Origin of the sequence: Kamptonema animale CS-326 (assembly GCF_028330895.1) — a bacterium.
Lineage (GTDB): Bacteria > Cyanobacteriota > Cyanobacteriia > Cyanobacteriales > Microcoleaceae > Kamptonema > Kamptonema formosum.
Map to the genome: position 1 here is coordinate 1 of NZ_JAQMUA010000081.1, position 16,358 is coordinate 16,358.

Below are 16,358 nucleotides of genomic sequence, written 5' to 3' on the forward strand. Positions count from 1 at the left end.
GGCGTTCGCCAGTGGTGACAAAGCCTTTGATCCGATCTAATTCGCCTGGGCTGAGATAACGAGCCTCGGCATCGGCATTCACAATAGATTTGGTGACGATACTCATCTTTTATTTACCCACTGGATATCCCGTCTTTGTGTTTGAGCGGGAAGGAAGCGAGGCGGGAATTAGCGCTTCCTACTGCTTGTGAAAGGTTCCAGGCTGTGAAAGCTTGGAGTTTTAACGCTTGTTTGCGATATTGGTACGTTTGTCCAAGTCGCGCACAATGCTGTGGTTTACAATACCACAGATGACCTGCGCTCACCTACTTTTGCAAGTTAGGCTGGGGTTGGGGCTGGGGGTTTTGTTTTGGGAAATGTCGGGCCGTTAGTTCAAGGTGCGAGTCCTTTTTGCTAACTACCTCCCGCACAGTATTTTCAGGCATGACGTTCACATTATTAGTCTTGTTGTAATAGTTTGTAACAATTTTTTCATGTTAGGGGATAGGTAAAGGAGGTAAATTGTCAAGCAAAAAAGAGAATGGATATAAAAGGTAAATTGTCAAGGCTCAAGTTTCGCTTTTGGTTAGAAGTTGCTTTTCGCCGAGAATGGCGTAAACTACGGTTGTTTCTGCTTTGCCTCGGAGTTGAATGGAACCTACTTTTTGGGCTTCGTAGCGATCGCACACGCATTGAAAAGTCCTCTCCGTCACCAAGAGGTTATAGGGACTATCGGAACTAACTTCCTTATTCATCGCCTCCAACCTCGCCGCGACATTGACAGCATCGCCGATGACAGAATAATTCAGCCGCCTCGCACCCCCGACGCTGCCTGCAACCAGTTGACCAGTGTGAAGACCAATGCCAAACTTAATTAGAGGTTTGCCTTCTTCTCTGAGGTGTTTGTTGAGTTCGTTGAGACGTTCGTGCATATCGATACAGGCGGCGATCGCATTCATAGCATCTTGTTCAATTTCTTTCTCTTCGGTATGACAAAAAGGAACGCCAAAAACAGCCATGATCGCATCCCCAATATATTTGTCCACAACGCCGCCGCGATTCATAATACAGTCTGTCATCGCCTCCAAATAAGTATTCAGCCAGGTAAGCAACTCTCGCGGTCGCATTTTTTCAGAGATAGTAGTAAAACTGCGGATATCCATAAATAAAACTGTGGCTGTAACTTCTTGAGGTTCGAGTTCCCCTTGTTGAAAAATTTCAGCTTTCCGCTTCCAAATCATCTGGGCCGTTTCCGGGTCAACGTGCTTTTCAAATAGCCGCATTAACTGCTGCTTTTCATATTGTTCTCGTGCTTGTAAAGCAATACCAGCTAAGATAATTGTACCGATAGGCGAGGCAATGGGAATCCACCAGTGAGAGAAGCCAAATAATAAAGCAGCGACGGTAAACCAAGCTGTAGGCAAACCAATCGCGATCGCAGTTCTTTCCTTAACATCTCGATGGAATAAAATCCAACTGGTAACAGGGCCAATGCCTAGCAACAAAATAATTTCCCAAACTTTCGGTACTCGTCTTAGTAGCCTCGAATTAAGCAAATTATCAATCATAGCAGCATGAAGATAAACCCCAGCCGTCGTGCGATCCAGAGGTGTCCGCACCCTGTCCAAACCTTCAGCTACAAATCCGACTAAAATCAACTTATTAGTAAAGGCATCTTGTGGAATTTTACCTGCTACAACATCACTAAATCCATAGGTACTTAAAAACCTAGTTTGCCCCGGCCAGTTAACCGCTACTTTTTGTTGTTCTACTCCTACAATTGGCTGAGGTAAAAGTATAGGATTACCCGGATTATGGATATTATAAATTTGAATCAATGCCGAACTAAAACTGGGAGTACCATTGAACCAAAGGTTAGCTCTACGGCTGATACCATCTGCGTCTGATTCGTGCAAAATATCGCCAACAAAAAGTGCGGCTGCTTTAATTTCTGGTACTAAGTTTTCCTCATCCCCCGTTCTAGCGATCGCCACATTACCGCTAGCTTTTATTGCTGCTGCTAATTCAGCATCTTTTGGGCTAGGATCGATGAAAAGAATATCAAAACCAATAGCAGTTGGCGCACTTTTTTTCAAACTTTCTAGTAATTGCACGTAGCGATCGCGCGACCAAGGAAATTGACCATATTCTTGCAAGCTGCGATCGTCAATTCCGATTACGACAATTCTCCGATCCCAACCAGGATTAGGAATAATACTACTATCGCGAAGTTGAAATAAAGTTTTGTACCCCAAATATTCTAGAGGTCTCCAAGCACCTAACTGTAACATTCCTACAGAAACAACTGCTGCTATCGCGCCTGTTAGCCAAGGAGGATTACTTGCTAGATATTTTTGAACTACAGAAATTGTTTTTTTTAGATGCACCATCCAATCTTTAAAATTCATACCAGTCCCTAGATTAATTTTGAGTCTTGGGTTATTTATTAATAACTGCTAATTTAGGGAACTGCTAATTCATACACTCGTTCTCTCACTGATGGCCCTCGCACTGTTACCTTCAGGCGACGGCTAAGAGGCATATCTCCTTCTATTCTAAATTTACCCTCTGCATCAGTTGCGATCGCCTCCCCATTGACATATACTAAATCCATCGGTTGAACTTGACCAAATAACCGAAAAGTCCGCGAACTTATTCTTGACAAACTGCGGATTCTGAGTATACTTAAAGCCGGATTTTCTTTGGTAACAGTTGGCTCACCTCCGAAGTTAATTACACTCCAATAACCAGCATTAACAGCAACTTCCTGTTGCATTCCAGCAAATCCTACTGCACCTTCAATTGTATCAACACCTGTTTTACCATCAGGCCCAACATTAACACCAAAAGATGTGCCTCGAACTCCAGCAACTCCTCTGGGAGTCCGCACTCTCACAGGAGCATTTTTAGCAGAATTGGCAGCTTGTGCGACTTCGTATATTTGACCAATTCCTGTCAAGTTATTAAGACCCGCAACGCGAGTTTCACTAACTCCATTCAAGGCTCTAGAACTGGAAGATTTGCTAGCAGATGATGCTATTGATAATCTAACTCGCCCTTTACTGACAAAAATAGCTGTAACTGGATTAGCTGCGTCTGCTGAGAGGGTTTCTATTTTGACAGCAGTGTTTTCTGCAACTTCAACAATTCCAGAATTATTGTCTATTACCAAAGTAACTATAGAGTCCTTACCAGTGACAAGTTCATCGTCAGAAGCCGATAAGCGATCGCCTACTTTTGCCGATCTACCGCCAATAGTAGCAGTACCGCGAAGTTCCTGTATAGAGAGCGATCGCTCTGAAGCACCCTGTCCAATTATAATATCAACAGGAGTAGAGTTAGGGAAATTTGAGACAATCGAGCGAGGTATTGGGATCTGTGGGGCGAGAAATTTACTAGCATTTAGTAGCTGTTTGGGGGAGGAAGAAACAGGGCTAGCAATCGCTTCAGGCATAATCGACAAGGCAGCCAGAACAGCTAGAGATAAGGTCAGTATATCGCTTCTAGATAAGCGCCAGTAAGTAAGAAGTTTATTCATGTCTAAATTTTGTCATGTTTAACTGTAAATACCCCCACTTTTCGCTTCCCAACGCCGCCAATCAGGAATTAGACCATATTTCTATTGTCCCACCCCGATCGCAGGATATGCTTCTTGCCTATCTTTGGGATAGAGCAAGCGGAGTCCGCACTGAGATCGCTAAAATATAAAAATCAGTTAAAAATGGCAACTATAAAGATAAAAGTCATACGATCATCATTGATGAAGGCTAACACACCGCTAGCTGTCTTCAATGGGGCAAGTAAATCTGAACCAATTATCAGCTACTAATATCATGGAAGAATTACTTGAACTTAAACAACTCCTGATAAAAGGTGATATTAAAGGGTCGTTAGCCATAGTTGAAGAACTCGAAGAAATGAGTCAATCTGACATAATTAATAACATTATTAGTTATGCTGTAATTCTCCTGCTACACTTAATTAAACAGCAAGCCGAAAATCGGTCAACTCGCTCCTGGGAAGTATCTATTCGCAATTCTGTTTTAAAAATTCAGGGACTAAATAAGCGTCGTAAAGCAGGGGGAGTTTATTTACATCCTGAAGAATTGCGCCTATCTCTAGAAGAAGCATATCAGCAAGCTATTAACGAAGCTTCTCTAGAAGTGGAAGCAGGGCAGTACGAAGCTAGAGAGTTAGAACAACTGGTTAACCGAGAGCAAATTCTGGATTTAGCCTTAAATTTAATATTACGTTAGCCCCAAACAGATAAAAATAAAGTAGAGGCAAGGGAACTTCGCCTCATCAGCAACACTAGCAACAACCTATGACTCCTTCTGCGATTCAAAGTCCAACTATTAGCGCTACTTCCCGCCGCAGTTGGCGATACTGCATCTTACCCTGCTTGTTAACCCTCGCAGTTGCACTTAGTTGCCTGCTAGCATTCACACCGGCAGCTTTTGCCGGCATCAACGACGATCGCTTCGACGGCAATATCTTCGCTCTCTACGGTGGTAATGGCTCTCTCGTACCTCCCAGAGTCACGCTCACCGATTCGTTTCAGCGCAACAAACCGGCCTTATTGGTGTTCTATTTGGATGACAGCAGCGATTGCAAGCAATATGCCACCGTAGTCTCCAACCTCCAGCAATTTTATGGTCGCGCCGCTGACTTTATCCCTGTCAGCGTTGATTCCCTCCCTGCCAAACCTTTAGACTCGCTTACAGAACCGAGCCATTACTACGAAGGCGTTGTCCCTCAAACTGTGTTACTAGATCAGTCTGGCAAAGTTGCTTTCAACATTAAGGGAGCCGTCGCCTTCGAGCAGGTAGATGATGCTTTCCGAGAAGTCTTTAACTTACTTCCCCGTACTGAGTCTGTCGAGCTCAAACGGCGGATGGTGAATGAATTCAACACTGAGTTGTCGAAATAAAGTCACGACTTAAAGCATACTTCGTAACGCCGCTTTCTAGGCGGTAAAAATACCACCGGGAGGGCGGCGTTACGTAAGTCTTGGTTACAGTGAAATAGCCTTGGACTGTAAAAGGCTCTCTCCTACCTGCAAATACTTTCCTGGTCTTTCTGGATCTGGTATATACCAAGCCGGATTTCCCTTGGGATCTCGCCCTAATTTTGCACCGGGAACCGGTGGTTGAGGAGAGGCGCTACCATTCGCTCCTGACCCCTGTTTTTGACCATTTCCCGCTAACTCAAGAGCCTTACTACCGTTACCTGGTGAAGGCAAAAAGCCTTCGGCTTGCATTTCAACAATGCTTTGCTTGAACGTCGCGACTACAAATTCTAGCTCTGCGTCTGAATGAGCGATCGTCAAGAAACAAGGACGGTGATCCCAAATATGAATTCCCTTTTCCCGCAACCAGTAAAATAGCAATTCTCCTTCTACAAATTCTGGCGGGTAGATAACTTTAAAAAGAGAACCAAAATTTTTCGCTTGGAAGGGAACCTGCAATTGCTCAAACAAACCATTGAGATCCGCTGCTAATTTATTGGTTTTTTGATTGAGCGATTGCTGTAACTGGGGCCCGCATTTCTTCAAATACTCTAAAGCTGCTTTTGCTGCTGCTAATACCAGCGGATGGCGGACAAAAGTACCCGCAAAATAGGTGACACCAACTTCAGGAAATGAGCTATCACCATATTGCCAAAAACCACCATCTAGAGCATCCATAAATTTGCGATTGCCAGCAATTACCCCAATCGGTAAACCAGCACCCACTACTTTGCCATAGGTGGCGAGATCTGCTTCCACGCCAAAATAAGCTTGAGAACCGCCGGGATGAATTCTGAAGCCAGTAATCACTTCATCCATGATGAAAGCTGAACCAGATTTTTCGGTAATTCGTCGCAATTCATGCAGGAATTCTTTGGGTTGAAGATCGGGACGGCGACTCTGCACTGGTTCTACCATAATCGCGGCTAATTCATCGGCATGATTTCTTAAAATTTCCAGAGATTCAGGTTCGCCATAATCCACGATTAACACATTTTCAACTGCTTCTGGCATAATCCCTGGGGAGGCTGGAATTGACCGTAATTTTTTCGTTCCCCGCACGATCACTTCATCAAAAATGCCGTGATAAGCACCTGAAAAAATGGCAATTTTATTACGTCCCGTTACGGTTCTCGCTAGGCGCATCGCACCTAAAACTGCTTCCGATCCTGTGTTACAAAATGCCACGCGCTCTAGCTTAGTTAATTCGCAAATCAGTTCAGCAACTTCTCCCGCGAGAGGGGTTTGCGGCCCAATTTCATAACCTTGTTTGAGTTGTTCTTCAATTGCTTGGACAATAAAGGGTGCGGAATATCCAAAAAAGTTCGATCCAAAACCGTTGGTTAAATCTAGGTACTCATTCCCATCTAAATCCCAAAGTTTGGAACCCAAGGAACGATTGACTACAATCGGGTAAACAATCTCCTTATAAGTGGGATTAAAACCTGAGACTGTGCGCGGATCGGCGAGGTGGTGGCGGTGGGATTGAGCGTACTTTTTCGAGCTGGGAGTTTTAGCTGTATATCGGTTGACAAATGCCTGGAATTTTGCTTGTTGTTGGGAATTTAATTCTCTCCCCTGAGTGTTGATTCGAGCCGCAGCACCAAAGGGTTTTTTCTCTTCGGTTGGTGGGGGAGGATTTTGTGATATGGGGGCGCTGCTAGTGCCATTACTACTACCATTACTTGTCTGAGCAGGCGATAAGATTGGAGGCGACTGTGGAATAGTTTGGGGAGTAGATAAGGGTAGTGTAGAGGGCAGGGATGAAGGGCTATTTCCCAACAATTCTAGTTGCTTGGACATCAATTGCAACTGTTGGGCGATCACGGCTTCCAGAGAACCGGGTTGAGTATTTGCTATGGGTACTTGGTAGTTGGTAATTGGTAATTGGTAATTGGTGACTGGCAATTGGTTTTGATTTTCTTGTCTGGTTACTTGAGGTGGTGGCGGGGCTGATTCGCTGACAGTTTGTGATAAAATTGGTGCGGATTCTTGTGGGGCGGGTAGGACTTCTGGCGGCAAATTTCCATCTAGGAATTCTGCTAAGCTGTCGAGGGTGGGGAAATCCTCTAATAACTGACGAAATGTGATTTTGATGTTGAATTTTTTCTGCAAAGCAGTTCCCACTTGCGTCAAAGCTAGAGAATCTATTCCCAATTCTACGAATAAGGTTGCAGCATCAGCAATATCAATTTCTAACCCCGAAGTTTCTTCGATGACTTCTTGTAATAAGGGGAAAATTCTCTCTTTGCGCGATTGAGTTTTATTCGCTAGGGATGTTTGCATGGTGGATGAAGAATGAGTAATGGGTAATGGTAATGGGGGTTGAGAATCTATCGCTTTTTGGGCGGAGATGACAGGAACTTCGGCTGCTGATGGGATGCTAGCAATAGGTTCTACCCAGTAGCGTTTCCGTTCAAAAGGATAGGTGGGTAAGGGAATGAGACTGCGGGTTTCTTCAGCATAAAAACTCTCCCAGTCGATCGCCCTACCTGCCAGCCAAAGTTGTCCAATGGCATTTAATAAAGCTGACCATTCACTATTATTAACTGCGGTATCGCTGAGGGAAGAAATTACGACTTGTTTTTTCAAGTCTTTGGCTTGTTTGCGAGCTAAGGTTGCCGCCGTTGTTCTAGGGCCAACTTCCAATAAAATTAGGGTAGAATCGTTTTGCCATAATTCCTGTACTCCTTCTGCAAAGCGTACTGTTTGCCGCAAATGTTTCGCCCAGTATAGACAATCTGTTGCTTGTTCTGCTGTAATCCAGCTAGCAGTAACAGTAGAAACAAAGGGAATTTGTGGGGGTTTAAGTTCTACTTGTCGGACGTGGTTAGCAAAGGTGTCGATGATGGGTTCCATCATCGGTGAATGGAAGGCGTGAGAGGTATGTAAATGTTTGCAGGTGATACCTTCGCTTGTGAGTTGGCTTTCTAAGGCTGCGATCGCATCTGTTGCACCCGATGCTACACACAAAGAGGGGCCATTAATCGCTGCGATAGCGACTTCCGCACTCAACCGCTGTTCTAAAGTTGCAGCCGGTAGGGCCACTGACAGCATGGAACCAGTGGGAAGACTCTGGATCAACCGCCCCCTTGTCGCCACTAGCATTAAGGCATCTTGTAGCGAAAATACCCCAGCTAGACAGGCGGAAACAAATTCACCAATACTATGACCGATGGTTGCTTGAGGTTGAATTCCCCAACTCATCCACAGTTGAGCTAAAGCATATTCAACAACAAATAAAGCCGGTTGGGTAAAACAAGTTTGGCGTAACTGAGTCGTTGCGGCTTCAGCATCGCCACCGTCAGGGTAGAGTATATCCCGCAAATCTAAGCTCAGATGGGGTTTTAACAGTTCCGCACATTCGTCTACTGTGTCTCGGAATACAGCCTCAGTCTCATAGAGATTCAAGCCCATATTGACATACTGCGACCCTTGCCCCGGAAACATGAACGCAATCGGGCGCTGTTTCGCGTCTGTCTGGCGAGTGGCAGACTGTTGGGGAGGGAGACTATCTAGTACCTGTAAGGCATCTTCTCGGCTGTTACAGACCGCAAAGCGGCGATGATTAAAGGGTTTGCGACCGATTTTCAGGGTGTAAGCAACATCCGCGAGATTGAGTTCGGGGTCTTGCTGCAAGTATTCCCGTAAGTTAGCTGTGGCCGCATCTAAGGCCGATGGGGTTTTCGCTGAGAGTAAGAGTAATTGCCGAGGACGAGAGGGGCCAGAGGGTGTAACTGGGGGCGCTTCTTCCAAGACTGCATGGGCGTTTGTACCCCCTACGCCGAAGGAACTGACACCGGCCCGTCGAGGTGTGGGGCCGGCTTTCCATTCGGATAAAGTGGCATTGACGTAAAAGGGACTGTTGGCAAAATCGATTTTGGGATTGGGTTTGTCAAAGTGCAGCGTGGGCGGGATGAGTTTGTGGTGAAGAGAAAGGGCGGTTTTAATCAAACCAGCAACGCCCGCACCTGCGATTGTATGTCCGAAGTTGCTTTTAATGGTGCCGATCGCGCAAAATTGTTTTTTCTGAGTTTGAGCGCGAAAAACTTGAGTTAAAGCTTCAATTTCAATCGGATCTCCCAGGGGTGTAGCAGTTCCGTGTGCTTCGATGTAGCTAATAGTTTCGGGTTCTATGCCGGCGAAGGATTGGGCCATTGCGATCGCGCCTGCTTGACCGTCTACACTGGGGGCGGCGAAGCTCACTTTTCCCGCGCCGTCGTTATTGGTGGCCGCACCTTTAATCACAGCATAGATATAATTGCGGTCGGCGATCGCATCTTCTAAACGCTTGAGCACCACCACCCCTGCACCATTTCCGAATACAGTACCCTCAGCATTTGCTTCAAAGGAGCGAGTATAGCCATCATTAGAAAACATTCCCCCGTCTTGGTACAAGTAGCCGCTATTTTGGGGAACGGTGACGGAGATACCACCTGCGATCGCCATATCGCATTGATAACTCAGTAAACTGTAGAAAGCATTACTAACTGTGACTAAGGAAGTCGAACAAGCAGTATAGATATTAAGACTCGGCCCCTTGAGATTCAACTTATAGGAAGTGCGGGTAGTCAGAAAATCTTTTTCATTGGCGACCATTGCTTGAAATGCACCGATCGCGTCGATTAAATCCGGTCGTTTAGAAACATTATTAGCGAAATAAGTGTTATTTCCAGTTCCGGCAAATACACCGATTAAACCTTTATAAGTGTCAGGATTACAACCCGCTTTTTCTAAAGCCTCCCATGCCATTTCTAGAAAAATTCGCTGCTGCGGGTCGATAATTTCAGCTTCGCGGGGATTTATCCCAAAGAAATCCGCATCAAATTTATCCGCATCTTTAATAATCCCTTTCGCTTTGATGTAGTTTGGGTCAGATTTTAGTTGGCTATCAATACTGGGGTCAAGTTCAGCATCAGTTAAAAATGTAGTAGATTCAACACCATTGCATAAATTCGACCACAATTCATCGAGATTAGTTGCGCCTGGAAAACGCCCAACCATCCCGACAATTGCTACACCTTCATATTCTTGTGAATTAGTCATTAAGTTATTAATCTCCTTCAGTCTCTATATATATTGTAGCGCCGCCTTCTATTACGTACATTATTTAACTGAGAAACGCTAAATAATTAGCTAACAATCACTTCCTAGTAGGACGAAACCGAGCCATTGCTGACTTTTGTTTATCTCCTCGCTCTTGAAACTGTTCAGATGCAGAAACCTCATTTTTTCCCTGACTAGAGAGGTATTTTGCCAAGTCACTAATAGTAGGATACTGAAATACTTTGACTACTGGTAGATCGATATTAAGTTCTTGCCTGACTTTAGCAACTACTTGAAGGCTGAGCAATGAATTACCACCAAGCTCGAAGAAATTATCATCAATACCAACCTGCTCAAATTTTAACAGCTTACACCAGATATTGGCAAGTATTGATTCCCAATGATTTTGCGGAGCCGCATAACTCTGTTCTAAGTGCGGCCGCTGCGTATCTGGCGCAGGAAGAGATCGACGATCGATCTTGCCACTAGGAGTTTGTGGTAGGCGATCTAGGGTGATAAATATTGAAGGAATCATGTAGTCTGGGAGTCTCTCAAGGAGAAACTTTCGCCAGTCACTAATGGCAATTTGTTGTTCAGTATTCAGGACAAGATAAGCTACTAAGCGTTTATTTCCGGGTTCATCTTCCCGCGCCGTTACTACCACTTGTTTAACTGCGGGATGAGTTGCTAGGGACGTTTCAATTTCCCCTAATTCGATGCGGAATCCTCGCACTTTAACTTGATTGTCAATCCGACCAAGATACTCAATGTTTCCATCAGGAAGGTAGCGAGCTAAATCCCCTGTTTTATAAAGTCTTGAGGTAAATTTTTTGCTTTCCAACTCCTCTAAAAAGGGATTAGCAATAAATTTTTCATCTGTCAAGTCTGGGCGATGGAGATAACCCCTTGCTAAATTCACCCCACCAATATATAATTCCCCTGGCACACCAATTGCTACTTTTTGCAAGTACCGATCTAGTACATACATTTGAGTATTACTAATCGGGCGACCAATAGAGGGAAGTGCGGGCCAATTACTAGGCGAACCTGTTAAGGTAAAAGCAGTAACTACATGACTTTCTGAAGGGCCATAATGATTGTGCAATGTGGCGTTTTTAAGCTGAGAAAACAGGTGAGAAATTGCCGGACTAATTTGTAATTGTTCCCCCGCCGTAACTATTTCTCGCAGCGTAGTCGGGATTAATTCGTAGGTTTGGGCCGCTTCTGCAAGGTGCTGTAAGGCAATAAAAGGAAGAAAAAGCCTTTCAACTGATTGTGCCATCAGGAAGCCTAATAATTTACCCGCATCTCTCCGCAATTCTTCGGTAATGAAAACTAAGGTTCCACCAGCACATAAAGTTGAGAAAATCTCCTGAAAGGAGACATCAAAGCTAAGAGAAGCAAATTGCAGAGTTTTGGCTTGAACGCTTAGACCAGAGTTTTGAAGTTGCCACAAAATTAAGTTGACTAAACCTCGATGTTCTAAAGCTACACCTTTCGGTTTACCAGTCGATCCAGATGTGTAAATTACATAGGTTAAGTTATGAGGATTAGCTCGATTAATGGGGTTTGTTTTGCTTTTTTGGCTGAGGGTTGACCAGTCTGTATCTAAGCAAATAGTTTTAGCTTGATGGGAGGGTAAATTATCAACTAATTGAGACTGAGTAAGAATGACTGGAGCTTGGGTATCAGTTAACATGAATGTTAACCTTTCTGGAGGGTAAGCTGGATCTATGGGAACATAAGCACCGCCTGCTTTCAGAATACCTAAAATCGCGATCGCCATTTCTAAAGATCGTTCCAGACAAACGGCTACTAAGATATCTGGCCCTATGCCTAATTCCTGTAAGTAATCGGCGAGTTGATTAGCTCGTTCATTGAGTTGTTGATAGGTTAAATAAGAGTCAGAAGATTGGGAAGGAAAAGTAATAGCAATAGCATCAGGTGTGCGTTCTACCTGTTGCTCAAATAATTGGTGTACGCAGTAGTTAGTATGCTCTGTTTGGGTTTGATTCCATTGACATAATTGCTCTTTTTCGGCTAAAGTTAGTAACTGTAATTCCTTTAGGGGTCGATCGAGATTGGCAGCTATATTTTCTAGTAACGTTTTCAAATGACCTAGCATTCTAGCTATTGTATCGCCATCAAAGCGTTGAGCATCCGCTTCAATTTTGAGTAAAAGTTCTTCGCCACCGTATCCGTAAAGATTCAGGGGAAAATTAGTTTGTTCTAGGAGTTGAAATTCGCGCTTAACCCAATCACCACCTTGACCTTGTAAAAGCGAGTTAATCGGTTCATCTTCAAAGGTGACAAGGCTTTCAAATAAAGAAGTTCCACTGGAAATATCGCTCCAAGCAATCGCTTCAATCAAAGGAGTATGTTCGTAGTCTTGCAGTTTTTCCCATTGATTTTGGAGCGCTTCTAGCCAATTTTTTATGGTTTTTTCGGGTGAGACATTGACTCGTAAAGGTAGAGAATTACTCAAGAAACCCACCATTGTTTCTGCACCTTTAAGGGTTCCTTGGCGACAAGTTCGAGTATGACCGAATAAGACTTCTTCTTCACTACTATAGCGGCTTAGGAGCATTGCCCACACTGCTAAAATAATCGTATTGAGAGCGATCTTATTGGCTGGGTATAAAGCTTTTAAACTAGAAGTAATAGAGGGTGAAACTCGAATTGTTTCTATTATTCGATTGGCTTGAATACTATCTCGTACAGAGGGGCGATCGACTATTAGCGGAGTGGGTGTACTGAAGCCTTTAAGGGTTTGTTTCCAGTAGGTTTCGGCTGGCGATAGATCCTGCTTTTGTAACCATTCGATGTAGTCTTGATAAGGGTGGGGTGCTGCTAGTTGTAATTCTTGTTTTTGAGACAGGGCCTCATAAAAGGTGAAAACTTCTTTTAAGACAGTGGCGATCGCGTGACTATCTAGTAAAATATGATGGAATGTCCAAATTAGTTGGTAGTCAGCCTCGCCTTGCTGGAACAGGGCTAGACGCATCAAGGGAGGTTCTGCTAGGGTAAAACCACGTTGGCGATCGCTTTGCAGATAGGTAGCGAGAGATTGAGTGCGATCGCTCTCCGATAAGTTTCGCCAGTCTTGAAGTTCGATTAGTATATTTACTTGGGGATGTACTGTTTGCAACGGTTCCCCTGTTTCTGACCACCCAAAGCTAGTTCTTAAGGTAGTATGTCTCTCAATGACGAGATCCCAAGCTTGTTGTAAAACTGCAACGTTAAGATCGTGATGAAGGTGACAGAGTACCTGTTCAATATCCACACCCGATTGTTCCGCCTTGAGGTGGTGAAACAGCATCCCCTGTTGCATGGGTGATAGTTTATAGGAATAGCGATCGCTCATAAGAAGAAGGAAGAAGGAGGAAGGAGGAAGAAGCTTTAGTTATCTAGGAGAGAAGGAAGAAGGAAGAAACTTTAGTTATCTAGGAGAGAAGGAAGAAGGAAGAAACTTTAGTTATCTAGGAGAGAAAACTGTACACCCTCTCGGCGGTAATTTACCGCCCTCTGGGAGAGGGCGGCGTTACGAATCTCTCCTGTTTACACCTTATCCAAACACTCATTCAAAGCCTTGGCTAAGGACTGAACGCGAGGTTCTAAGATCAGGGTCTTATGATGTCCCGGAACTTCTACGATATCTACTCCACCAGCAGCTAAATCTCCCCAGCCTAGAAAAGGCTCGTAATATTCTTTTGTTGGTCGTTCAATTGCGCGTAATACAGTCACCTTTCCCGGATAAACTTTCGGATCATAAGTGTATTGAGACTGAAAATTATTTGCCTCTATTAGCTTAAAATGCTCTGGGATTCCATCACCATTTTTACCAGGGAACCACTGATAAAATTTCTTGACAATTTTATCGCCTAATTTCTCAAACATCCACAGTATTCTATCAATGACGTACAAAAATTTATCCTTGAGTTTAAATCGTGAAAGATTTAAACGATGGATGTAAAACTGATAGGATAAAGATGGTACATCGGTTGATACAGTCGGACTAAAGGTATCAAGTAAAGCCAGCAAACCAACTTTTTCACCAGCCGCTACAAGTTGCTGAGCGATTTCAAATGCTACAATTCCTCCAAAGGAGTGACCGGTCAAACAATAGGGCCCTTTAGGCTGGACGCTACGAATTTCTTTGATATAATCTCTTGCCATTTCTTCAATGGTAGTGTGAGGTTGCGATTTCCCATCAAGACCTCGCGATTGTAATCCATAAACAGGCTGATCCTGACCGAGATAATGTGCCACAACCTGATAAGAAAGCACATTGCCACCAACTGCGTGAATGCAGAATAAAGGCCTTCTCGAACCCTTGGGTTGAATTGGGACTAAGCTTGACCAAGGAGCCGACCATTCTTTTTGCTGAAGAATGTTAGCAATTCCCTCAATAGTTGGGGTTTGAAAAAGAGTAGCTAGAGGGAGAGTTTTATCAAACTTCTCCTGAATTTTAAAGAACAAACGCGCAGCATTCAGTGAGTGTCCGCCTAACTCGAAGAAATTATCTTTAACTCCAATCGGCTTGATTCCTAAAGTTTCTTCCCACATCTTAGTTAGTTGAATTTCTAACTCATTACTAGGAGCAACAAAGGTTTTTTGTAAATTAGACTCTTCTACTTCCACCACTGTATCCGGGTTTATTTGTCGGAAGTACGGTAATGAGAATAGATGGCTGCTAGGATCGCGGATAATGTTTTCCAAAACCCTCTGAAAATTTTCTAGGATCTCAGAAATGTCACCCTCATTAAATAAATCAGTTTTGTATTTTGTCATGATCTTGAACCTCGATCCATCATAGAGGTTCAACCAACCTAAATCAAAATCAGCGGCTTGATTGTCGAGGAACAAAGAACTAATATCAATACCTGGTAACTCCAACAGGTTTGCGAAGGACTCTTCCAAGCTAAACAAGGTTTTTGATAGAGGTATGCGTGCTAAATTAGGCAATTCTGCGACAGTTTGAAACGGTACATCTTGATGGTCATAGGCTCCTAAAACTCCTTCGCGTACTCTTCCTAATAACTCCCGAAAGCTGGGGTTTCCTGATAAATCAGTCCGCAACACCACAATGTTATTAAAATACCCAACTACCCCCTCAGTCTCCGCACCCTTGCGGCCTGCACTTGGCAAACACATCACAAGGTCTTCTTGGCCTGTATATCGATTGAGCAATATCTGAAATGCTGTTAACAGCGTCATAAATACAGACAAACCTTCTTGACGGCTAACAGTTTCGATCGCAGTCGAAAATTCCTTAGAAAACTCTACAACTTGATAGCTACCTTGGGAACTTGGAGTCAGGCTTGCAGACTGAGAAATGGGCAATTTCAGTACAGGAATATTGCCACTTAATTGCTGTTTCCAGTAAGCTAGTTGGCTTTCTAATACTTCACCTTGCAACCACTGTTTTTGCCAATAGGCAAAGTCAGCATACTGGATGGGTAACTTCGGCAAAGAAGAAGGCTGTCCCTGCAAAAATGCTTTGTAAAGCGCGCCCCATTCTTTCATCAATATTTCTAATGACCAACCATCGGCAATTATATGATGTATAACTACTACTAAAAGCCTTTCCTCGTGATTTAGTCTCACTAATTTTACTCGGAATAAAGGCCCCTCTTCCAATTTGAAAGGACGTTGAACCTCTTGGTTCAAGATTTGTAGCGCCTCTGGTTCTTGCTCAATTTCTGGGAGTTCTTCTAAGCTGATAATCGATAAAAGAGAAGGGACAAATTCAGCAATAATCTGTACGGGTTGGTTATCAACTCGTTTAAAGGTAGTTCGCAAAGCTTCATGACGTTGCAGAATTTCTACCCAACATTGCTCGAACACGCTTTCATCTAACTCTCCCCGCAGGCGTACTGCAAATAGGAGGTTATACATTGGGTTATCGGGAGCAAACTGGTTGAGTAACCACAAACGTTCTTGAGCAAAAGAAAGGGGTAAATTCCTATCTCTGGGAGCAGGTTGAATGGTAATTGTCGGTGTAGCAGCTATCTCCTCAGCTTGGCGCAAGAAAGAGAGAATTTCGGCTTTGCGAGTGCTTAATTCTGTTCGCAATTCAGCAGTAAGAGCGTCCTTGGGAGCATTACAGGTTAAGCGATCGCCTTTCAATTGAATTTCTACACCTAAACTTCGCAGATCTGTCAAAAATTCAGCGGTTTTCATAACTCAATTTCCTGATGGTTTTATCAATGTTGTTATATAGTAGAAGACCACGATTAACAGAGCAAATTCTATTTCTTTGAGAACTGATGTAACGCCGCCCTCTAGGTGGTAAATTACCGTCCAGAGGACGGCGTTACGTAAT

At 43.8% G+C, this 16,358-nt stretch carries 8 protein-coding genes and 1 pseudogene; 3 read left to right on the forward strand and 6 right to left on the reverse strand.

Annotated elements, in window-relative coordinates:
- From PN499_RS04745 to PN499_RS04755, 3 genes and pseudogenes are all read right to left on the reverse strand, one after another.
- Positions 1 to 106 (reverse strand): annotated as a pseudogene (locus tag PN499_RS04745) (allophycocyanin); the annotation flags it as partial.
- A gap of 442 nt (positions 107 to 548) precedes the next feature.
- Entirely contained in the window at positions 549 to 2,387 is a 1,839-nt protein-coding gene (locus PN499_RS04750) for a CHASE2 domain-containing protein (protein ID WP_272030532.1), read from the reverse strand.
- Between the two features lie 53 nt (positions 2,388 to 2,440).
- A complete protein-coding gene (locus PN499_RS04755) occupies positions 2,441 to 3,517 on the reverse strand; it encodes a FecR domain-containing protein (RefSeq protein ID WP_272030533.1) in 1,077 nt (358 codons plus the stop codon).
- Between the two features lie 14 nt (positions 3,518 to 3,531).
- Between PN499_RS04755 and PN499_RS04760 the strand changes: the two genes are divergently transcribed.
- From PN499_RS04760 to PN499_RS04770, 3 genes are all read left to right on the forward strand, one after another.
- Positions 3,532 to 3,687: a hypothetical protein gene (locus PN499_RS04760; RefSeq protein WP_272030534.1), complete on the forward strand. Its 156-nt coding sequence runs from the start codon at positions 3,532 to 3,534 to the stop codon at positions 3,685 to 3,687.
- A gap of 125 nt (positions 3,688 to 3,812) precedes the next feature.
- A complete protein-coding gene (locus tag PN499_RS04765; protein WP_272030535.1) occupies positions 3,813 to 4,235 on the forward strand; it encodes a DUF29 family protein in 423 nt (140 codons plus the stop codon).
- A 68-nt stretch (positions 4,236 to 4,303) separates the two neighbouring features.
- Positions 4,304 to 4,909 (forward strand): thylakoid membrane photosystem I accumulation factor, encoded by a 606-nt coding sequence (locus PN499_RS04770; protein ID WP_272030536.1) that lies wholly within the window; start codon positions 4,304 to 4,306, stop codon positions 4,907 to 4,909.
- Between the two features lie 84 nt (positions 4,910 to 4,993).
- Here the strand turns inward: PN499_RS04770 and PN499_RS04775 are convergent, their stop codons facing one another.
- The 3 genes from PN499_RS04775 to PN499_RS04785 all read right to left on the reverse strand — a co-directional run bounded on the left by PN499_RS04775 (position 4,994) and on the right by PN499_RS04785 (position 16,216).
- The gene (locus tag PN499_RS04775; RefSeq protein ID WP_272030538.1) at positions 4,994 to 10,033 is read right to left on the reverse strand and encodes a type I polyketide synthase; all 5,040 of its coding nucleotides are present in this window, start codon (positions 10,031 to 10,033) and stop codon (positions 4,994 to 4,996) included.
- Positions 10,034 to 10,130: 97 nt separating this feature from the next.
- Positions 10,131 to 13,397, reverse strand: coding sequence for a non-ribosomal peptide synthetase (locus PN499_RS04780; protein ID WP_272030539.1), 3,267 nt, complete (start codon positions 13,395 to 13,397; stop codon positions 10,131 to 10,133).
- A gap of 194 nt (positions 13,398 to 13,591) precedes the next feature.
- The gene (locus tag PN499_RS04785) at positions 13,592 to 16,216 is read right to left on the reverse strand and encodes a condensation domain-containing protein (RefSeq protein ID WP_272030540.1); all 2,625 of its coding nucleotides are present in this window, start codon (positions 16,214 to 16,216) and stop codon (positions 13,592 to 13,594) included.
- Between the last annotated feature and the right edge of the window lie 142 nt (positions 16,217 to 16,358).